General features: G+C 44.9%; 21 protein-coding genes. All 21 read left to right on the top strand.

The features are described 5' to 3' along the window. Window positions 1-2 precede the first annotated feature (2 nt). The 21 genes from fliQ (at window position 3) to U719_RS10210 (ending at window position 19,901) form a co-directional block, all read left to right on the top strand. On the top strand, window positions 3-275 hold the full coding sequence (gene fliQ, locus U719_RS10310) for a flagellar biosynthesis protein FliQ (protein WP_023468705.1): 273 nt from the start codon (window positions 3-5) through the stop codon (window positions 273-275). After that, window positions 272-1,039, top strand: a complete 768-nt coding sequence (fliR, locus tag U719_RS10305) for a flagellar biosynthetic protein FliR (protein WP_023468704.1) — start codon at window positions 272-274, stop codon at window positions 1,037-1,039. The genes fliQ and fliR overlap by 4 nt, the downstream gene beginning before the upstream one ends. A gap of 4 nt (window positions 1,040-1,043) precedes the next feature. Further along, complete coding sequence (gene flhB, locus U719_RS10300) at window positions 1,044-2,135, top strand: flagellar biosynthesis protein FlhB (RefSeq protein WP_023468703.1); 1,092 nt, start codon at window positions 1,044-1,046, stop codon at window positions 2,133-2,135. 14 nt (window positions 2,136-2,149) lie between these two features. Next, window positions 2,150-4,174, top strand: coding sequence for a flagellar biosynthesis protein FlhA (gene flhA / locus U719_RS10295; protein WP_023468702.1), 2,025 nt, complete (start codon window positions 2,150-2,152; stop codon window positions 4,172-4,174). A gap of 3 nt (window positions 4,175-4,177) precedes the next feature. Continuing rightward, window positions 4,178-5,230: a GTP-binding protein gene (locus U719_RS10290; RefSeq protein WP_023468701.1), complete on the top strand. Its 1,053-nt coding sequence runs from the start codon at window positions 4,178-4,180 to the stop codon at window positions 5,228-5,230. Continuing rightward, complete coding sequence (locus U719_RS10285) at window positions 5,227-6,081, top strand: MinD/ParA family protein (protein ID WP_035396779.1); 855 nt, start codon at window positions 5,227-5,229, stop codon at window positions 6,079-6,081. The genes U719_RS10290 and U719_RS10285 overlap by 4 nt, the downstream gene beginning before the upstream one ends. Before the next feature lie 26 nt (window positions 6,082-6,107). Then, entirely contained in the window at window positions 6,108-8,105 is a 1,998-nt protein-coding gene (locus tag U719_RS10280) for a chemotaxis protein CheA (protein ID WP_023468699.1), read from the top strand. Between the two features lie 11 nt (window positions 8,106-8,116). Beyond that, on the top strand, window positions 8,117-8,545 hold the full coding sequence (locus U719_RS10275; RefSeq protein ID WP_023468698.1) for a chemotaxis protein CheW: 429 nt from the start codon (window positions 8,117-8,119) through the stop codon (window positions 8,543-8,545). Further along, a complete protein-coding gene (locus U719_RS10270) occupies window positions 8,538-9,146 on the top strand; it encodes a chemotaxis protein CheC (RefSeq protein ID WP_023468697.1) in 609 nt (202 codons plus the stop codon). Before U719_RS10275 ends, U719_RS10270 begins: the two co-directional genes overlap by 8 nt. After that, window positions 9,139-9,621, top strand: a complete 483-nt coding sequence (locus U719_RS10265; RefSeq protein ID WP_023468696.1) for a chemotaxis protein CheD — start codon at window positions 9,139-9,141, stop codon at window positions 9,619-9,621. The genes U719_RS10270 and U719_RS10265 overlap by 8 nt, the downstream gene beginning before the upstream one ends. Before the next feature lie 13 nt (window positions 9,622-9,634). Then, the gene (locus U719_RS10260) at window positions 9,635-10,408 is read left to right on the top strand and encodes a FliA/WhiG family RNA polymerase sigma factor (RefSeq protein ID WP_023468695.1); all 774 of its coding nucleotides are present in this window, start codon (window positions 9,635-9,637) and stop codon (window positions 10,406-10,408) included. Window positions 10,409-10,421: 13 nt separating this feature from the next. Then, the gene (locus U719_RS10255) at window positions 10,422-10,883 is read left to right on the top strand and encodes a hypothetical protein (RefSeq protein ID WP_023468694.1); all 462 of its coding nucleotides are present in this window, start codon (window positions 10,422-10,424) and stop codon (window positions 10,881-10,883) included. A gap of 129 nt (window positions 10,884-11,012) precedes the next feature. Continuing rightward, the gene (gene rpsB / locus U719_RS10250; protein ID WP_012370721.1) at window positions 11,013-11,747 is read left to right on the top strand and encodes a 30S ribosomal protein S2; all 735 of its coding nucleotides are present in this window, start codon (window positions 11,013-11,015) and stop codon (window positions 11,745-11,747) included. An 82-nt stretch (window positions 11,748-11,829) separates the two neighbouring features. Beyond that, window positions 11,830-12,711 carry a translation elongation factor Ts gene (gene tsf, locus U719_RS10245; RefSeq protein ID WP_023468693.1) on the top strand — a complete coding sequence of 294 codons (882 nt, stop codon included), beginning with the start codon at window positions 11,830-11,832 and terminating at the stop codon, window positions 12,709-12,711. Window positions 12,712-12,822: 111 nt separating this feature from the next. After that, entirely contained in the window at window positions 12,823-13,542 is a 720-nt protein-coding gene (pyrH, locus tag U719_RS10240; RefSeq protein WP_023468692.1) for a UMP kinase, read from the top strand. Between the two features lies 1 nt (window position 13,543). After that, window positions 13,544-14,101: a ribosome recycling factor gene (gene frr / locus U719_RS10235; protein ID WP_023468691.1), complete on the top strand. Its 558-nt coding sequence runs from the start codon at window positions 13,544-13,546 to the stop codon at window positions 14,099-14,101. Window positions 14,102-14,180: 79 nt separating this feature from the next. After that, a complete protein-coding gene (locus U719_RS10230; protein WP_023468690.1) occupies window positions 14,181-14,921 on the top strand; it encodes an isoprenyl transferase in 741 nt (246 codons plus the stop codon). 19 nt (window positions 14,922-14,940) lie between these two features. Next, a complete protein-coding gene (locus tag U719_RS10225; RefSeq protein WP_023468689.1) occupies window positions 14,941-15,741 on the top strand; it encodes a phosphatidate cytidylyltransferase in 801 nt (266 codons plus the stop codon). A 14-nt stretch (window positions 15,742-15,755) separates the two neighbouring features. Then, window positions 15,756-16,910: a 1-deoxy-D-xylulose-5-phosphate reductoisomerase gene (locus U719_RS10220; RefSeq protein WP_023468688.1), complete on the top strand. Its 1,155-nt coding sequence runs from the start codon at window positions 15,756-15,758 to the stop codon at window positions 16,908-16,910. Between the two features lie 14 nt (window positions 16,911-16,924). Then, window positions 16,925-18,166, top strand: coding sequence for an RIP metalloprotease RseP (gene rseP / locus U719_RS10215; RefSeq protein WP_023468687.1), 1,242 nt, complete (start codon window positions 16,925-16,927; stop codon window positions 18,164-18,166). A 34-nt stretch (window positions 18,167-18,200) separates the two neighbouring features. Next, window positions 18,201-19,901 carry a proline--tRNA ligase gene (locus U719_RS10210; protein ID WP_023468686.1) on the top strand — a complete coding sequence of 567 codons (1,701 nt, stop codon included), beginning with the start codon at window positions 18,201-18,203 and terminating at the stop codon, window positions 19,899-19,901. Window positions 19,902-19,973 lie beyond the last annotated feature (72 nt).

Genomic DNA, 19,973 nt, shown 5'->3' with positions numbered 1-19,973 from the left:
GAATGACTCAAGAAATGATCATACAGCTTGCAAGTTCTGCCGTCTGGACATTACTCAAGGTATCGGCTCCCTTGCTACTCGTCTCGCTCGTCGTAGGTCTGCTCGTTAGTATTTTGCAGGCGACGACGCAAATTCAGGAACAGACGTTATCGTTCGTTCCAAAGATCGTTGCCGTATTTTTAGCACTCGTCTTTTTTGGTCCTTGGATCATGCAGGAGCTACAGACCTTTACGATTGATCTATTCAAACAAATCGCTGAGGTTTCCCGCAAATGACGTTACTTTCTTTCTTGAGTGTTTTTTTACTCATCTTTGGTCGGATCGTCGGATTTCTCGTTGCAGCTCCGTTGTTTTCTTCAAAGCAACTACCAGCACAACATAAATTAGCATTGGCGGCAGGCCTAGCTTACTTTGCAAGTTATGCCGTCAAAACAGATGTCCGCGTAGAAGATTTCGATTTTTTCTTTCGAATGGGAACAGAAGTTTTAGTCGGTCTAGCACTTGGGTTACTTGCCAGTTTTTTATTGTATGCGCCACAAATTGCCGGTTCCATCATTGATTTGCAAATGGGGCTTGCAATGGCTTCCGCTTATGACCCGATGTTTGGTGGACAGTCTCCCATCGTTGGTCGTTTTTATTACATGCTGACATTACTCGTCTTGCTCGCTTCTGATATGCACCTGATTTTACTTGACGGCATCTACACGAGTTTTCAAATCTTTCCACCAGGTAGCCTGATTGCGGTATCGGGCGACGCAGGAATGAGCCTTGTCATCCGTGTCGTTGGGCTTGCGATGTTGACTGCCTTACAAATGGCGATGCCACTCGTCGTTTCACTCTTTTTAGTTGATCTCGCGCTCGGTTTCCTAGCGAAAACGGCTCCCCAATTCAACATTTTTGCGATTGGTTTTTCCGTCAAACTATTGATGGGATACGCGATTCTGTTTTTATTAGCAGGAGCGACGATCACAGGAATCGGTCGATTCGTTCCATTACTACAAGATGTACTTGCAGATGCCATTCGATTACTAGGAGGTTGAGGACATGCATTCATATCGATTACGCCTTGACCTTCAGTACTTCGCTGGTGAGAAGACGGAGAAGGCGACACCTCGAAAGCGGGATGATTCCCGCAAGAAGGGGCAAGTCGCAAAATCAGCGGATCTGACAAGTAGTTTTATGTTATTCGCGATGTTCCTCGTCCTCTATTTTTTTGGTCCATTTCTAGGACGACGATTCGTCCTCGTTCTACAAGATGGTCTAAGTGCAAGTCAAGTGTTGCAGGCTGTTGAGGAGGGACGAATTGAACAGATATTAGTCGAGATGCTGATTCAAATGGGAATTCTCGTCGCACCGTTCTTTTTAACAGCGGTCGTCATCGGTGTTCTCGGGAATTTTGTTCAAATTGGTGTACTTTTGAGTGGCGAGGCGATCCAACCGAAACTGGATCGGATTAATCCACTACAAGGCGTCAAACGAATTGTTAGTGTCAAAGCGCTCGTCGAATTTTTAAAATCGGTCTTTAAACTGCTTGTCATCGGTGTGACGAGCGGCACGGTCTTATGGAATAACAAGGTCGAAATTTCACGGTTGACTTCGGAACCAATCGGTGATGCATTAGCTATCATTGGTCATTTAACATTTTTACTCGGTTTATCTGTTAGTATCGCTTTGATTGCATTAGCCATTTTGGACTTCGCTTATCAAAAATTTGATTTCGAGAAGTCGATCCGAATGAGTAAACAGGATTTAAAAGATGAGCATAAAAACACAGAGGGTGACCCTCAAATCAAAGGGAAAATCAAACAACAACAACGGGAGATGGCGATGCGGCGGATGATGCAAGAAATACCAAATGCCGACGTCGTCATCACGAACCCAACCCATTATGCGGTAGCGATTCAATACGATGACGGAAAACATATGGCACCGATTGTCGTTGCTAAAGGCGTAGATGCTGTCGCGTTCCGGATTCGGGAGAAGGCGACAGCAGCTGATGTCCCGATTGTTGAAAATCGTCCGCTGGCGCGGGCGTTGTTCGCTCAATCAGAAATTGGTATGGCAGTGGATGAAACGTTCTATCAGGCGCTCGCTGAAACACTCGCCTTTGTCTATCAACTGAAACAAGCAAAATGAAAGGATGAAGCATCATGAGTATATCAACACGAGATTTAACGGTTCTGCTAGGCGTCATCATGATCGTCTTCATGCTCGTCATTCCACTGCCCGCTATCATGCTCGATTTTTTAATCATCATCAATATTTTAATTGCCTTGATGGTACTACTCGTTGCGATGAATGCCAAAGAGGCACTTGAGTTTTCTGTATTTCCGACATTGTTACTGATCGTTACGCTGTTTCGTCTTGCGCTCAATGTCTCAACGACACGGGCGATTTTATCAAACGGAAACGGTGGCGAAGTCATCGAGGCTTTCGGTAGTTTTGTTGTCGGAGGTAACGCGCTTGTCGGCTTCGTCGTCTTCTTGATTCTCGTCTTAATCCAGTTTCTTGTCATCACAAAGGGTTCAGAACGAGTCTCGGAAGTCTCGGCACGTTTTACGCTCGATGCGATGCCAGGGAAACAAATGGCGATCGATGCTGATTTGAACTCCGGCATGATTGACGAATTGCAAGCCCGGACTCGTCGCCAAAAAATTCAGTCGGAAGCGGATTTTTATGGTGCGATGGATGGGGCGTCGAAGTTCGTTAAAGGAGATGCAATCGCAGGCATCATCATCGTCATCATCAACTTGATTTTCGGGATGATCATCGGTGTTGTCCAGCAGGGTTTACCGATGATGGAATCCGTCAATTTGTATACGTTGCTAACAGTTGGTGACGGTCTTGTCAGTCAGATTCCAGCCCTTTTGATATCGGTTGCGACCGGTATTATCGTCACACGTTCAACGTCTGATGGAAATCTTGGAGAGGATGTCATCGGTCAATTGACACGGACACCACTCCTCGTTGGAATTGCAGCAGGAGCTATCTTCTTACTTGGACTGTTCACGGCGATTCCGGATTACGTCACGATGCCGATCGCTGCACTGTTTGGATTCTTTGCTTGGCGAATGAAGCAGGCGACGAAGACGATGCAAGAAGAAGTTGCTGTCGAAGAAGCACCAAGCGAAAATTTACGATCAAGCGAATCAGTTATTTCCTTACTGAATGTTGATACGATTGAATTCGAATTCGGTTATGGTTTGATTCCGCTTGCTGATGAAGCGCAAGGTGGCGATTTACTCGATCGTGTCGTCATGATTCGTAGGCAACTAGCTCTTGAACTCGGATTCGTTCTTCCGACCGTTCGGATTCGGGATCACTTACAGTTATCACCGAATCAGTACCGGATTAAGATTCGCGGAAGTGAGATGGCAACCGGCGAACTGTTACTTGATCATTACTTAGCGATGAGTCCGGGTGTCGACGATCCAGAGATTCGAGGGATCGAGACAGTTGAACCGGCATTTGGTATGCCGGCACTCTGGATTGATGAACAGACACGGAGCCGAGCAGAAATGTCAGGCTATACGGTCGTTGATCCACCATCTGTCGTTGCTACGCACTTAACAGAACTCTTAAAGAAACATGCTGCTGAATTACTTGGTCGAGAAGAAACGAAACAATTGGTCGATCATTTAAAAGAATCTCATCCGATTTTAGTGGAAGAAGTTACGCCGCAACTACTTTCGATTGGGGATTTGCAAAAAGTGTTCGTTCAATTACTAAAAGAGAAAATATCGATTCGAAATTTACCTTTAATTTTTGAAACGCTTGCTGATTATGCCGCAGTAACCAAGGATAGTGAATTACTAGCAGAGTATGTTCGCCAATCCTTATCACGTCAAATCACTGAACAAGTCATGCAAGGAGAGGTGTTACACGTCGTAACAGTCTCAAGTGAGATGGAACTCGATATCCAGTCGGCGATCCAGAAGACAGAGTTTGGTAATTATTTAGCGCTTGATCCCGAAAAAGCGAGTCGCTTCATCGAAACGCTGCAAGAACGGACGATGGAGTTTGAACGCTATGGCGCACATCCAATCATTCTGACTTCTCCAAGTATTCGAATGTTCGTTCGTCAGTTGACGGAACGATACTTCCCGGATATTCCGGTCTTATCGTATAACGAATTGATGCCGACGATCGAAGTGAAGAGTATTGGGGTGATATAAGCAATGATAGTGAAAAAAATCGTAGCAGATACGGTGGCTGAAGCAATGGAGCGAGTTAAACAGGAGTTAGGCGAAGAAGCTATCATCTTGAATACACGGCATATAAAAGTCGGTGGTATTTTCGGGGTTTTTGCAAAACGAAAAGTAGAATTGGTCGGTTCGGTGGATGAACATGTAGAGGATAAAAGGACTGTTAAAGTAGAACAGCCGAATAGAGTGAACCTTCATGTAAACCAAATAGAACAGCGATCAATCGTAGAACGCCCTACAATTATTACGACAGGGGAAAGACCATTACCAAGAGAACTAAGACAGTACGCTAAGTTACTTGTGGAGCCAGCGTTGAATCAGTTGGCAGAACACCTACACGAGAAACTTGTGTCAACTTATTATCAAACGCAGCAAGCTGAATTGAACACGGTATTACTCGAAGAGGTTCAAGCGAAGATTCGGACGAAAACGACGCATTCGAAATTCATTATGTTAACAGGTCCTACAGGTGTCGGAAAGACGACTACGATTGCAAAACTAGCAGCACATTTTACGTTAACAGAAAAAAAACGAGTCGGTCTTATTACGACGGATACATATCGGATATCTGCCATTGAACAATTAAACACATATGCAGATATACTAGGTATCCCGATTCATGTTGCATACGATCTGAATGACTTTGAACAAGCGAAAGAAGCATTACAATCATGCGATATCGTTCTGATTGACACAGCGGGTAGGAATTTCCTTGATGTCGGGTATGTTGAACAATTAAAAAGTCGGCATACTTTTGAAGAGACGGATGTATTTCTCGTACTCAGTCTGACTGCGAAATATCAAGATCTACTTCGTATGTATGATCGCTTTCAATCCGTACCTGTATCTGGAATTATTTTCTCAAAAGCGGACGAGACAAGTGAATTATGGTCAATCGTTGGTCTCGCGGAAGAAAGTGATGTACCCATCTATTGTATAACCACTGGTCAAGAGGTACCTGAAGATATCTTGTTTAGTTCTGTAGAAGAGATATCCCAGATGATCGTCGAGAGAGGAATGGGATGATGCAAGAAGATCAAGCTCGAGTCCTACGCTCTAAGTTATCCGTAAATGAAACTAAAACGATTGCTATTGTTAGTGGTAAAGGTGGCGTTGGGAAAACGAACGTCGCTGTCAACTTAGGTGTTGCTCTATCTCTTCAAAACAAGAAGGTACTTATTATCGATTTAGATATCGGTATGGCCAACATTGGTATTTTACTCGGTAAATCTTCTAAGTTATCACTGATGGAATGTGTGAAGAAAAGAGAATCACTACAACAGTCAATTGTAGAATATTCACCAACCCTTCAGTTCATTCATGGGGGAAGTGGATTTGCTGAATTGACGAATTTCACGAGTGATGACATTACCTTTTTATTACGTGAATTTCGATTCTTCTATGAATATGATTATGTATTACTTGATCTAGGTGCCGGTGCTAATCATCAAACGTTTGATTTCATTGGTAGTGCAGATGAAGCATGGCTAGTTGTTACACCAGAACCTACTTCCATCATGGATGGGTACGCGTTTGTAAAATTAGCCCATCATCATGCGAATGAATTGCCTGTTTCCGTGATTGTTAATCGAGCTACGAATGGTGAAGAAGCTCTTGAAACATTTGATCGACTCGAATTAGTCAGCTCTCAATTTTTAAGAAAATCACTACGTTTCATTGGTTTTCTACCTGAAGATCAAACAGTAGTGAAAGCGGTCAAAGCCCAAATGCCATTTTATATCATGGATCGAAAAAGTCATGTCAGTTGGCGAATGGATCACATTACTACTTCATTGACGGGTGTTCGCGTAAAAGAACGAAAGTTTTTAGATCGATTATTAAGTCGGCTAAAGCATGGGAAAGATCATGTCCATTAAGTTGGAAATAAAGGAGGAAATCATTCATGGACTTAAATGAATATGTAGGATTGTTCCTTGATGAATCAATGGAGCACCTTCAAGCAATCAATACAAGCTTATTGGATTTCGAACAACGTATGGATGACGAAGCTGTCATTGATCAAATTTTCCGGTCAGCTCACACACTCAAAGGAATGGCAGGAACGATGGGGTATGATGCTATCGCTGACTTAACGCATGAAATGGAGAGTGCTCTCGATTTAGTTCGCTCTAAAAAACAACCAGCTACTTCCGAACTGATTGATGTATTATTCGTCGCGGCAGAACAACTTGAAACGATGGTTGAAGATATTAGTCGAGGCGGAAAAGGAAAGTTAGATGTAACGGAGACGGTTAATCGATTGAAGCGATTCATTCAACCGAATGATGTACAAGTTGAAACGAATGTTCTACCTACTACGCAACAGAATTTTGAATGTGATGTCTATTCAAAAGCGGTTGTCCAACAATCGATTGCAGCAGGCTATCAAGCATACGTGTTATCAGTCGAACTATCAGCTGATGTCATCTTAAAAGCTGCTCGCGTTTATATGGTGTTTGATCGTCTTCAATCACTGGGGGACGTCATTTTATCAAATCCGACTTCAGATGACTTAGAGCAAGAACATTTTGATACATCATTTGAGATTTTATTCGTAACACAAAGTGAAAAAGAGACGATTCGAGAAGCAGTTGAAGCCGTATCAGAAGTGGCGAATGTTTCCATCGTCCCTTTTGAGACGACGTCAGAAGCAGAAGTTGCCACTTCTACGTTGCAACAAGAACCTGTTACTGAAGAGATTCAAAAAGAGGCGACTTCTACGACGAGTGAACCAATGGATGTCACTGCACCAGTCGCTTCAAAAACGATCCGTGTCAATCTTGAACGGATTGACCGCCTCATGAACTTATTTGAGGAGTTCATCATCGATCGAGGTCGCTTAGAACGAATTGCGGCAGAAGTAGGTTCTCCTGAATTGACGGATACTGTTGAGCGAATTAAGCGTGGGACGAACGAATTACAGTCTCTCGTATTGACTTTACGTATGATGCCAATTGAACAAGTATTTAATCGTTTCCCACGAATGGTACGTTCTGTATCGAAAGATGTCGGAAAACACATAAAACTTCATATCACTGGTGCTGAGACAGAGTTGGATCGAACAGTCATCGATGAGATCGGAGATCCATTAGTTCACTTGATTCGTAATGCAATCGATCATGGAATCGAAAACAAAGCGGACCGAATTCTTGCTGGAAAACCTGTTGAAGGGAATTTATCATTACGCGCCTATCATTCGGGAAATCGAGTCTTCATTGAAATCGAAGATGATGGTGCTGGAATTAACCACGAGCGCGTCACACGAATCGCGATTGAAAAGGGGCTAATTACGGAAGAAGAGGCGGCACTATTAACAATTGAAGAAGCATCGATGTTATTATTCGCTCCAGGTTTTTCGACAGCAGAAACGGTGACAGATTTGTCCGGGCGAGGTGTAGGACTCGATGTTGTGAAATCCAAGATTGAATCTCTTGGTGGGGAAGTATTTGTAGAAACACGTCGTGGTGAAGGTACTATTTTCCGAATTAGTCTACCACTTACGTTATCTATCATTTCAGCAATGTTGGTTGAACTTGGTAAAGAAACGTATGCTATTCCGTTGACGGCAATCATTGAGACAACATCATTAAGAAGCTCTTCGATCTTACAGGCGCATCGCGAGAAAGTATTCGATTTCCGTGGACAATTGGTTCCATTGATCTCATTAAATGAAGTCTATGGATTGCCGCAACATGAGGCGGAGGCTTACTCCGTTGTTGTTGTTCGTAGTGGTGAAAAGCTGGCAGGTTTAATCGTTTCTGAATTGATTGGACAACAAGAAATTGTCATGAAGCCGCTAGGTAGTTATCTCGAAGGTATTCGGGCTATTTCCGGAGCAACTATACTTGGCGATGGGCAAGTGGCATTAATCATTGACAGTAACGCTCTATTACGAAAGTGAGGGAATTGAAGATGGAACAAAAGTGGGTTGTTTTTCAACTAGAAGAGAATTCATATGGGATTGACGTACAATCTGTTCGTTCAATTGAACGTCTCATTCCCATCACACGAATTCCAAATGCTGCTTCTTACGTTAAAGGTGTAATTAATTTGCGTGGAGTCGTAACACCTGTGATTGATTTACGTTCACGTTTAGGTTTTGACGTGATCGAAGAAACAGAAGAAACACGGATCATCATTGCAACACTTGAGCACGGAGACGCTGGATTCATCGTTGATCGAGCGAATGAAGTCGTAGAATCTTCTGAAGTTAGAATCGAGCCTTTGGGCGAACAAAAACAGGAAGATGCATCTTACCTAACGGCAGTCGCAAAAGGAGAAGACCAACTGTTTTCTTTAATCGAACCAAATCGATTATTTGAGGATATCGTTCATGCTTAATTCAGATCAAAAAGATATTTTCAGAGAAATTGGAAATATCGGAGCAGGTCATGCTGCTACAGCATTGTCTACACTTTTAGGGAAACCAATTGAAATCGAAGTGCCTTCTGCCGAATTAGAATCGTTTACAACGATCATAGATCGTGTGGGCGGTGCAGAAGCTTACACGGCTGGCGCATTGTTACGGTTTTCAGGTGATATTCGAGCGACCTTGCTTTTTTTGATGCCACTCCATGATGCAGAAAAGTTAATTGGACAGCTAATGAAATCTGAATTCCAATTTTTCTCTGATTCTCATGAAATGGGGGTTTCTGCCTGGGAGGAAATCGGGAATATACTAATTGGGGCATATGCACGATCGATTTCAGATTGGTTGGATTTGTCCCTCCAAGTCAGTGTTCCTGCTTCTGCATTTGATATGGTTGGCGCACTTCTCGAGGTGGCATTGCTTGAATCTTCAACACCGGGAAATATGGCTTTGTATATCGACACTCATCTTTCTAGTGCCGGGAATGAATTGACTGGACACTTGCTTCTCCTTCCAGAAGCAAATGCGTTTCAGACAGTTTTTCAGCGATTGGGTGTGGACATTGATGGATGAACTCATACGTATTGGAATTGCAGAATACGCAATCAGCAAACAGCCTGTCATTCTTCGCACTGCTGGTCTTGGTTCTTGCGTTGGGGTCGTCATCTATGATCAAGAGCGAGGGTTATCAAGCATGGCACACGTGATGTTGCCAGATTCGGCCATTAGTCGTAATCGCGAGGCAGAAATCGGTAAGTTTGCAGATACTGCTATTTTAGAAATCGTAAAACGCTTACGAGCAAATGGTGCATTACGCTTACGTGCTAAGATTGCTGGTGGTGCACAGATGTTCCAATTCAAATACGAACATGAATCGATGCGAATTGGAGAACGAAACATTGCGTCCGTCAAAGATATGTTACAAAAGACAGGAATCCCACTCGTTGCAGAAGATGTAGGTGGCACGAATGGGCGGACGATCGAGTTCCACTCAAAGTCAGGACGTCTCGTTATCCGGACAGTAAATGTCGGGACGTTGGAAATATAGAGGAGGAATGGTCATGCGTGAGGAATTACAACAACTTTGGGATCGATGGCTATCGACACGTGATATCACGGTAGCAGATGAATTACTTTTGAATTACGAGCCTCTCGTTCAGTATCATGTTCAACGACTAAGTGCAACATTACCTAAAAGTGTCGATCGGGATGAATTGAAAAGTTTAGGGATGATGGGATTGTACGATGCTCTTCAAAAATTCGATCAAAATCATAATAATAAATTCGACACGTATGCCGCCTTTCGGATTCGAGGAGCAATTTTAGACGGATTGCGAAAAATCGATTGGTTACCACGTTCTTTACGAGAAAAAGCAAAGCGGGTCGAAGCAGCTGTTGAAATACTAGAGCAATCTCTTCAAAGAACTCCGACGATTGAAGAAGTATCTTCGATTGTAGAAATGTCTACAGATGAAGTGAAGAGTGCGTTAGCTGAAAGTTATTTTGCAAATATATTATCGATTGACGAAGCCGTCACTTTACAAGATGAAGGGAAAGCAATGACCGTTTCCTATCTAGACCCTGATACTGCGACTCCGGAAGACATGTTATTAATGCGTGAGTTGATTGCTAAATTAGCAGAGGAAGTTAAAGAGCTGTCAGAAAAAGAACAACTCGTCGTTTCCTTGTTCTACTATGAAGAATTAACATTGACTGAGATTGGCGAAATCCTTGAATTGTCAACATCTCGAATTTCTCAAATCCACTCTAAGGCTCTCCGTAAATTAAAAAATGCATTGGGAAGTGCCTACTTAGCAGATCGTGTCGCAATGTGAAAGGAAATCAATCATGACAGTCGTGTATATACTCTTAGCAGCTCTTATATGCTACGCACTACTTGTGCTGTTTCGTCAGCAAGCGGATTTAAAAGATCGTATATCCCGTTTAGAGCTTGAAAAAAGCGAAACAGAGCAAGTTTTATTAAGCTTTATGGAGCAAGTAAATGAAATGACCGAGCAGAACGTAAAATCTGAGGTATCATCTAATCCTATAAATGAAACATATCAGAATCCATCAATAGAATCAGTTTTACCTGAGGAAAATGGTGTACAAAATGAACGAGCTGAATCATATATTGAAACACCAGTTCCTTCTGAAGTACAGAACGAAGAACAGGTCTTAACAGATGTGGAGCAGGCTTTACGCGAAGGAACAGATCTTGAGACACTCGCTCGTTCTTTGAACCGGGGAACGGGTGAGGTCGCTTTAATTGCTAAACTTTCTCGTCAAACGAAGGTTGCTCCTCGTTAATCTTTATGCTATATTAGTCTACGGTGTTAATTACGCACGCATGTATCGCCAGCTGCGGTGCCTTTAATAGGTTAGCTGGACAGACGATCATCGCGGAGGACATCCAAAACCCAAAAGGAGGAATTCATCATGGCAGTAATCTCGATGAAACAATTGTTAGAAGCTGGTGTACACTTCGGTCACCAAACACGCCGTTGGAACCCAAAAATGGCGAAATACATCTTCACAGAACGGAACGGAATCTACATCATCGACCTTCAAAAAACGGTCAAAAAAGTAGACGAAGCATACAACTTCATCCGTGAAGTAGCGTCTGAAGGCGGAAACGTTCTTTTCGTTGGTACGAAAAAACAAGCTCAAGACACTGTGAAAGAAGAAGCGATCCGTGCAGGTCAATACTTCATCAACGAACGTTGGTTGGGTGGAACTCTCACGAACTTCTCTACAATCAAAAAACGTATCAACCGTTTGAAACAACTTGAAAAAATGGAAGAGAACGGTACATTCGAAGTTCTTCCTAAAAAAGAAGTCATCATTCTTAAAAAAGAAATGACTCGTCTTGAGAAATTCCTCGGCGGTATCAAAGATATGCCAGGCGTTCCGGATGCACTCTTCATCGTTGACCCACGCAAAGAGCGTATCGCGATTGCAGAAGCACACAAACTCAACATCCCAATCGTTGCGATTGTTGATACGAACTGTGATCCAGACGAAATCGACTACGTCATCCCAGCGAACGACGATGCGATCCGTGCAGTCAAATTGCTCACTGGTAAAATGGCTGACGCAATCCTCGAAGTTAAACAAGGCGAAGATAACGTAGCACCTGAAACTACTGAAGAAGTAGTAGCAGACGCTGAGTAATTCGTGATGCCAGGTGATAAAGGGAATCGACCTTTTATCACCTTTTTTTTGAAACTAAGGATGTTATAAGGAGGAATATCGAATGGCTATTACAGCAGCAATGGTTAAAGAACTTCGTGAAAAAACAGGTGCAGGTATGCTCGACTGCAAAAAAGCACTCGTTGAAACTGACGGTGACATGAACGCAGCAGTAGATTTCTTGCGTGAAAAAGGGATCGCTAAAGCAGCAGCAAAAGGCGATCGTATCGCAGCTGAAGGGTTGACTGCAGTTGCAGTTGACGGCAACAAAGCGGCACTCGTTGAAATCAACTCAGAAACAGACTTCGTTGCGAAAAACGAACGTTTCCAAACACTCGTTCAAAACATCGCAGACGCTGTTCTCCGTAACGGTTCTGAGACAGCAGAAGCTGCTCTTGCTTCTGAATACGAAGCAGGCAAAACAATCGACACATACATCTCAGAAGAAGCTTCAACAATCGGAGAGAAAATCTCACTCCGTCGCGTAGCGCTCTTCACAAAAGCAGATGATGCAGTCTTCGGTTCTTACCTCCACATGGGTGGTCGCATCGGTTCAGTCGTCGTTATCGAAGGTACAACAGACGAAACAGTTGCAAAAGACGTTGCAATGCACATCGCAGCAGCACGTCCACTTTACGTTGACCGTACTTCTGTCACAGAAGAAGAAAAAGCACGTGAAGAAAAAGTCCTCACTGAGCAAGCATTGAACGAAGGAAAACCAGCTAACATCGTTGAAAAAATGATCGTTGGTCGTATGAACAAGTTCTTCGAGGAAATCTGCCTCGTCGATCAAACGTTCGTTAAGGATCCAGACTTCAAAGTTGGTAAATATGTAGAATCTAAAGGCGGTAAAGTCGTGTCATTCGTACGCTTCGAAGTTGGAGAAGGTATGGAAAAACGCGAAGAGAACTTCGCTGAAGAAGTTATGAACCAACTTAAAAAATAAGAATCGGGATCATCCTGATGACAAGAGAAGGAACACGTATGCTTCAATCCACTTTCGTGTGGAAGTGGTTCGTGTTCCTTTTTTACGGAATTTAGCAAGGGGGACATAGTCATGCAACCGAAATATAACCGGATTGTGTTAAAATTGAGCGGAGAAGCGCTCGCAGGAGATCAAGGGTTTGGGATTAATCCTGTCATCGTCAAATCCATCTCGGAACAGATTCGCGAATTGATTGAATTAAATGTTGAAGTAGCGGTCGTTGTCGGAGCTGGAAATATTTGGCGTGGTAAAACAGGTGCAGAACTTGGGATGGACCGGGCCAATGCCGATTATATGGGGATGCTAGCGACAGTCATGAACTCGCTTGCGCTTCAAGACAGTTTAGAAGATGTAGGTGTTGAAACACGTGTTCAAACATCGATCGAGATGCGCCAAGTAGCAGAACCATATATTCGTCGCCGTGCAATGCGTCATCTTGAAAAAGGACGAGTTGTTATTTTTGCAGCAGGTACCGGAAATCCTTATTTCTCAACTGACACAACGGCTGCTCTTCGTGCAGCAGAAATCGAAGCAGAAGTCATCTTGATGGCGAAAAACAATGTCGATGGTGTGTACTCAGCGGATCCGAACGTTGATCCAGAAGCGAAAAAATTCGAGACGCTCTCTTACTTGGATGTCTTAAAAGATGGACTCCAAGTCATGGATTCTACAGCTACATCACTTTGTATGGACAATGACATCCCGCTCATCGTCTTCTCGTTGATGGAAGAAGGTAACATCAAACGTGTCGTCATCGGTGACGAAATCGGGACAATCGTAAGGGGGAACTAATATGTCAAAAGAAATCTTAAAACAAGCCGAAGAACGGATGGAAAAAGCACATCTTTCACTTAAGAAGGAACTTGCGACACTCCGTGCAGGTCGTGCGAACGTTGCGATTTTGGATCCCGTTCAAGTCGAATACTATGGTTCACCAACACCGCTGAATCAAGTAGCGAATGTCAACACACCAGAGGCACGCCTAATCTTGATCACTCCTTGGGATAAGTCAATGGTGAGTGAGATTGAAAAAGCGATTCAACGTGCTGATCTTGGTCTTGCACCATCATCTGATGGTACGGTCATCCGTCTTGCGATTCCACCATTAACGGAAGAGCGTCGGAAGGAACTGGTTAAACTCGTCAAGAAGTATACGGAAGAAGGCAAGGTTGCCCTCCGTAACATTCGTCGTGACACGAACGAACAGTTGAAGAAACAAGAAAAAGATGGTGCATTGACAGAAGATGATCTACGTGGTTATACAGAAGATGTTCAGACGTTGACAGACAAGTTCGTCAAACAACTTGATCAAACGGCAACGGAAAAAGAACAAGAAATCATGGAAGTATGACGCGACGGATCGTCATGTGGGGGACTCTTTGTCACACGAAGAGTCCCTTTCTTCATAATTGAGAGAGGAGGAAGTGCGAATGTTTCAATGGTTGAATCAGACGAAAGAAACCGAAACCTATGAACGGGTGCCAGAACATGTTGCGATCATCATGGATGGAAATGGACGATGGGCAAAAAAACGTGGGCTTCCGCGAATTATGGGACATCGTGAAGGGATGAAATCGATTCGAGAAGTCGTTCGAGTTGCAAATGAGCTTGGTATCAGAAGCTTGACACTATATGCCTTTTCAACTGAAAACTGGACGCGTCCAGAAGAAGAAGTTAATTTTTTGATGAAGCTCCCAGCTCAGTTTTTAGAATCAGATTTGAAAGAACTCGATGCCCAAAATGTTAAGGTCGAGGTAGCAGGTGAAGTATCTCGCCTCCCTCATTTCACGCGTGAGGCGGTCGAACAAGCGAAACTGGATACGCAACACAATACAGGACTTCGTCTGATTTTCGCTCTGAATTATGGAGGACGCGATGAACTCGTGCAAGTCATGCAAAAACTGGGCGCACAGGTTCAGGCAGGAACATTGTCACCGGATGCGATTACACCGGAGACGATCGAGCGCGAGCTAATGACAGGATCCGTAACCGATGTCGATTTCGTGATTCGAACGAGTGGCGAACAACGGTTATCGAACTTCTTACTTTGGCAAGCGGCGTACGCAGAGTTTTATTTTACAGATGTCTTGTGGCCAGAGTTTCGTCGGGATGCTTTCTTGGCAGCAATTGAAGATTACAATCAACGGACACGCCGATTTGGCGGCGTCTGATTAAATGAGGAACTAGCTTATGAAAACTCGGATTATCACAGGGATATGGGCAGGCGCCATCTTTTTGGCGCTTTTGTACATCGGTGGACTTCCCTTTTTAGCGTTTATGGCAGTACTAACGATTCTCGGTTATACCGAGCTCGTCCGGATGCGACAATGGAGCGGCTCGCGCATTCCACGGATTTTATTCGGGATCGGTACGTTATTACCATTCGTCGGTATCTATGAAGAGGCAGTCGATCGGACACTCCCAATCGGACTTTCACCAATCGCTTGGGCAATGATCATTTTATTGATCGGTCTCTTTTGGAACGTGTTTTCGAAAAATGTCTTTACGTTCGATGATGTCGCCTTTTTACTGCTGACTGCGGTTTATGTTGGTGTCGGTTTTGCATCGTTCGCCTACATCCGCTTACTCGAACATGGATTAACGTGGTCGCTCTTGATCATTCTCTTGATCTGGTTTACGGATTCAGGGGCGTACTTCGTCGGGAAACGATTTGGTAAGAATAAACTGTGGCCGTCAATCAGCCCGAACAAAACGATTGAAGGGGCAGTCGGTGGCGTGCTACTTGCCATCTTACTCGGTGTCGTGTTTGAAAGTATCGAACCGACAGTCGGTTTTGGGAAAGTCATTGTCCTTGCCATCATCGTTGCCGTCGTTGGGCAACTTGGTGACTTGGTCCAGTCCGCTTACAAACGCCATTATGGTGTGAAGGATTCTGGAACGTTACTACCGGGCCATGGTGGTATTCTAGATCGGTTCGACAGCATGATGATCGTCTTTACGGTCCTCGTCGTACTCGATATCTTTGCTTGAGGAGGCGCTTCATTATGAAGAAAATCAGTATCATCGGTGGAACGGGATCGATTGGTACGCAGACGCTTGATGTCATTGCGGCTAATCCAGATCTTTTTGAATTGACGAGTTTTGCATTTGGTCGCAACACAACGGTCGCCGTACCGTGGTTGAATCGTTTGCAACCGATGCTTGTCGGCGTTCAAGATGAGACAACGCGTCAAGAACTCGAGCAGCAGTTGACCTATCAGCCGACGATCGTCATCGGTGAAGAAGGATTGCTTGATATCGTGACGCATCCTGAAGTCGATACAGTCATTACAGCGGTCGTAGGAGCCGTTGGCTTACGTCCAACACTTGCTGCAATCGAGGCGGGTAAAACGATTGGTCTTGCGAACAAAGAAACACTCGTCACGGCAGGGCACCTTGTCATGAAGATTGCACGCGAAAAAAACGTGACGATTTTACCCGTTGATAGTGAACATGCGGCGATTTTCCAATGTTTGAACGGGGAGCGGCGAGAAGATGTGCGTCAAATCATCTTAACGGCGTCAGGCGGAAGCTTCCGTGATCAATCACGGGAAGATCTGGCAGACGTGACGGTCGAACAAGCACTGGCGCATCCGAACTGGTCGATGGGAGCAAAAATCACGATTGATTCGGCGACGATGATGAACAAAGGGTTCGAAGTCATTGAAGCGCACTGGTTATTTGATGTCGACTATGCGGATATCGATGTCGTCATTCATCGTGAATCGATCATCCACTCGATGGTTGAGTTCAACGATGGTGCCGTCATGGCGCAGCTTGGTATGCCCGACATGCGGGAGCCGATTCAGTACGCTCTTACATATCCGTCCCGCCTTGAAATTCAAGGGGGAGAACGGTTAAACTTAAAGGAAATCGGACGCTTACACTTTGCTGATGCTTCATTCGAACGTTATCCGTTGTTACGACTTGCTTTTGAAGCGGGTCAAGCCGGTGGTTCGATGCCATCAGTACTCAATGCTGCGAACGAACAAGCAGTGGACCGTTTTTTAAAAGGGGACATTCGCTTTTTAGAAATCGAAGCGAGCGTTGAGGCGGCGCTTCAAGCTCACACCCTTATCGACGAGCCTTCCTTGGATCAAATCCTTGAAGCCGATCGATGGGCGCGTGAGTTCGTATCGTCTCTTACATTCGCTAACTAAGGATGGGATAAGTAATGACGACCTTTATTTCAATCGTACTGATGTTCGGTGTACTCGTCGCCGTCCATGAATGGGGTCATCTCGTAATGGCGAAGAGGGCAGGTATTCTCTGTCGGGAATTCGCGATTGGATTTGGACCGAAGATCTTTTCAGTGTTTAAAAATGAGACGTTGTATACGGTGCGCCTGTTGCCGATTGGCGGTTATGTCAAGATGGCGGGTGAAGAACCTGAACTCGTTGAGATCAAATCAGGTCAAACCGTCGGATTACAGTTAAAAGACGGTGTCATCGAGACGATTTATTTCGATGCAGATCAGCCACAAGTCGACCAAGTCGTTACTGTCGAGCGGATTGACTTGTTGCGTCAACTCGAACTCGTTGGGTTACAGGATGAGACCTCGGTCCGATACCCTGTCTCCCCGACAGCATTTCTTGTCGAAGGTCAGACACGGACACAAATTGCGCCGTATGACCGCACATTTGGTTCGAAATCCGTTTGGAAACGCGTCCTTGCGATTGCTGCAGGACCGTTCATGAACTTTGTCCTCGCGTTCGTCATTTTATTCGGTCTTGCCTTATATAATGGCTCTCCGACAGGGGAAAGCGTCATCGGAACAGTACAAAAAGGTTCACCTGCCGATCAAGCAGGACTTGTTGAAGGTGACCGGATCATCTCAGTCAACGGACAGGATACAGCCAAATGGACGGATTTACGTGCTGGATTCCAAGATCGTGCTGGGAAAGCGACAGAAGTAAAATATGAGCGTGATGGGAAAGAGACGACAACTGAGATCACGCCAAAAGTGCAACAGCAAGGAGAACAGAAGGTCGGCATCATTGGTGTTACGAATGAGACAGAAAAATCATTCGGAACAGCACTACAAACGGGCGTTTCAGAAACATGGCGGATGTCGACGCTCATCGTCGGAGCGGTTGGAGATCTCGTGACCGGTGTCGTTGGCGTCGATCAATTATCAGGGCCAGTCGGGATCGTCAAGATGACCGATCAGGTCGCAGATAGTGGGTTCTCGATGCTCTTGACATGGACGGCACTGTTGTCCGTGAACTTAGCAGTCTTCAACTTGTTGCCACTTCCAGCACTTGACGGAGGACGCTTGCTGTTCCTCTTCCTTGAAGCCTTACGCGGTAAACCGGTCGATCCTCAAAAAGAAGGATTGGTTCACTTCGTCGGTTTTGCGCTTTTGATGTTACTCATGCTCGTCGTTACTTGGAACGACATTCAAAAATTCTTTTAATTAATCACTCAGTCAAAGGAGTTCGTGACTCATTATGAAACAATCAAAACTATTCATGCCAACGTTGCGTGAAGTACCATCTGATGCAGAAGCCATCAGTCACCAACTCTTGCTTCGTGCAGGATTCATGCGTCAAAATGCCGCTGGAATCTATTCGTATCTCCCACTCGCAAAACGGGTTCTCGCAAACATCGAGACAATCATTCGCGAGGAATTAGAGGCAGCGGGTGCGCAAGAATTACTGATGCCAGCGATTCAACCAGCTGAACTATGGGAAGAAACAGGACGCTGGGATATCTATGGACCTGAATTAATGCGCTTGACGGATCGTCATGATCGCCGGTTCGCGCTCGGAGCGACGCACGAGGAACTGATCACTTCAATCGTTCGTGATGAATTGAACTCGTACAAAAAGTTACCGGTCAATCTCTTCCAGATTCAAATGAAATACCGTGACGAACGTCGCCCACGTTTCGGTTTATTACGTGGTCGTGAGTTCATCATGAAAGATGCCTACTCGTTCCATTCGTCACAAGAGAGCTTAGACGAAGAGTATCAAAACATGTTTGATACGTATTCGCGGATTTTCTCACGTGTGGGTCTTGAGTTCCGTCCAGTCGTCGCTGACTCGGGTGCAATCGGTGGTAGTGGAACACATGAGTTCCATGCGTTAGCAGCAATCGGTGAAGACACGATCGTCTACTCGGACCAATCGGATTATGCAGCGAACTTAGAGATGGCAGAGTCGATCGATGCCTATCCGAAGCAAGACAAAGCACCAGAAGCACTTGAAGAAGTGCATACGGCAGATGCGAAGACGATTGAAGCGGTCAGTGCACATCTGAACTTACCAGCAAATGAATCGATCAAGACCGTCATTTTCAAAACGGAACAAGGACTTGTCATGGCACTCGTCCGGGGCGATCACGAAGTCAACGATATCAAATTGAAAAACTATCTGGGCGCACTCGACATCACGATGGCGAGCGACGAAGAGATTGAAGCAGCGCTTCACTCAACGCCTGGAACACTCGGACCGATCGGGGCAGACATGAAGATCGTCGCCGATTACGCGGTACGTGCCTTGACGAACGCTGTCTGTGGTGCAAACAAAGCGGAAACACATTATATCCATGTCGATCCAAGCCGTGATTTCGAAGCAGACTATACGGACTTGCGCTTCGTCGAAGAAGGTGACGCGTCACCAGACGGCAACGGAAACGTTAAATTCGCACGTGGCATCGAAGTCGGTCAAGTCTTCAAACTCGGAACACGTTACTCTGAAGGAATGGGAGCGACGTTCCTTGATGAAGGCGGTAAAGCACAACCGCTCATCATGGGATGTTACGGCATCGGTGTCTCGCGGACATTGTCGGCAGTCGTCGAACAACATTATGATGAGCGCGGAATCATTTGGCCAAAAGCGATCGCACCATACGATGTCCATTTGATTGTCGTCAATGGTAAAAATGCAGAACAGCTTGAACTCGGAGAAACACTATACCGTGAATTGACAGCTGCAGGATTCAGCGTCCTGCTTGACGACCGGAAAGAACGAGCAGGCGTCAAATTCGCCGATGCGGATTTGATTGGTCTACCGGTTCGCTTGAACGTCGGCAAAAAAGCGGCAGAAGGAATCGTCGAATTAAAAGCTCGTCGCGGTGGCGATGCAGAAGAAATTGGACAAGAACAAGTCGTTGAGGCTGTTCGTTCACTCTATGAAGGTTTAGAATAAAGAATGGAGACGGTCACTTTTCATAAAGTGACTGTTTTCTTGTCTCACACCCATTCGCCCCTTGGGCAATCC

Origin of the sequence: Exiguobacterium sp. MH3, assembly GCF_000496635.1 — a bacterium.
GTDB lineage: Bacteria > Bacillota > Bacilli > Exiguobacteriales > Exiguobacteriaceae > Exiguobacterium_A > Exiguobacterium_A indicum.
Note: the sequence above shows the minus strand (reverse complement) of the source record. Positions and strands in the feature narration are given on the sequence as shown.

Bases quoted from the DNA above. Each gene is read 5' to 3' on its own strand.
- U719_RS10255 (WP_023468694.1), top strand. From the start codon at position 10,422: ATGACAGTCGTGTATATACTCTTAGCAGCTCTTATATGCTACGCACTA.
- U719_RS10265 (WP_023468696.1), top strand. From the start codon at position 9,139: ATGGATGAACTCATACGTATTGGAATTGCAGAATACGCAATCAGCAAA.
- U719_RS10210 (WP_023468686.1), top strand. From the start codon at position 18,201: ATGAAACAATCAAAACTATTCATGCCAACGTTGCGTGAAGTACCATCT.
- flhA (WP_023468702.1), top strand. From the start codon at position 2,150: ATGAGTATATCAACACGAGATTTAACGGTTCTGCTAGGCGTCATCATG.
- tsf (WP_023468693.1), top strand. From the start codon at position 11,830: ATGGCTATTACAGCAGCAATGGTTAAAGAACTTCGTGAAAAAACAGGT.
- U719_RS10270 (WP_023468697.1), top strand. From the start codon at position 8,538: ATGCTTAATTCAGATCAAAAAGATATTTTCAGAGAAATTGGAAATATC.
- rseP (WP_023468687.1), top strand. From the start codon at position 16,925: ATGACGACCTTTATTTCAATCGTACTGATGTTCGGTGTACTCGTCGCC.
- U719_RS10275 (WP_023468698.1), top strand. From the start codon at position 8,117: ATGGAACAAAAGTGGGTTGTTTTTCAACTAGAAGAGAATTCATATGGG.
- U719_RS10285 (WP_035396779.1), top strand. From the start codon at position 5,227: ATGATGCAAGAAGATCAAGCTCGAGTCCTACGCTCTAAGTTATCCGTA.
- frr (WP_023468691.1), top strand. From the start codon at position 13,544: ATGTCAAAAGAAATCTTAAAACAAGCCGAAGAACGGATGGAAAAAGCA.
- rpsB (WP_012370721.1), top strand. From the start codon at position 11,013: ATGGCAGTAATCTCGATGAAACAATTGTTAGAAGCTGGTGTACACTTC.
- U719_RS10220 (WP_023468688.1), top strand. From the start codon at position 15,756: ATGAAGAAAATCAGTATCATCGGTGGAACGGGATCGATTGGTACGCAG.
- pyrH (WP_023468692.1), top strand. From the start codon at position 12,823: ATGCAACCGAAATATAACCGGATTGTGTTAAAATTGAGCGGAGAAGCG.
- fliR (WP_023468704.1), top strand. From the start codon at position 272: ATGACGTTACTTTCTTTCTTGAGTGTTTTTTTACTCATCTTTGGTCGG.
- U719_RS10280 (WP_023468699.1), top strand. From the start codon at position 6,108: ATGGACTTAAATGAATATGTAGGATTGTTCCTTGATGAATCAATGGAG.
- U719_RS10290 (WP_023468701.1), top strand. From the start codon at position 4,178: ATGATAGTGAAAAAAATCGTAGCAGATACGGTGGCTGAAGCAATGGAG.
- U719_RS10260 (WP_023468695.1), top strand. From the start codon at position 9,635: ATGCGTGAGGAATTACAACAACTTTGGGATCGATGGCTATCGACACGT.
- U719_RS10230 (WP_023468690.1), top strand. From the start codon at position 14,181: ATGTTTCAATGGTTGAATCAGACGAAAGAAACCGAAACCTATGAACGG.
- flhB (WP_023468703.1), top strand. From the start codon at position 1,044: ATGCATTCATATCGATTACGCCTTGACCTTCAGTACTTCGCTGGTGAG.
- U719_RS10225 (WP_023468689.1), top strand. From the start codon at position 14,941: ATGAAAACTCGGATTATCACAGGGATATGGGCAGGCGCCATCTTTTTG.
- fliQ (WP_023468705.1), top strand. From the start codon at position 3: ATGACTCAAGAAATGATCATACAGCTTGCAAGTTCTGCCGTCTGGACA.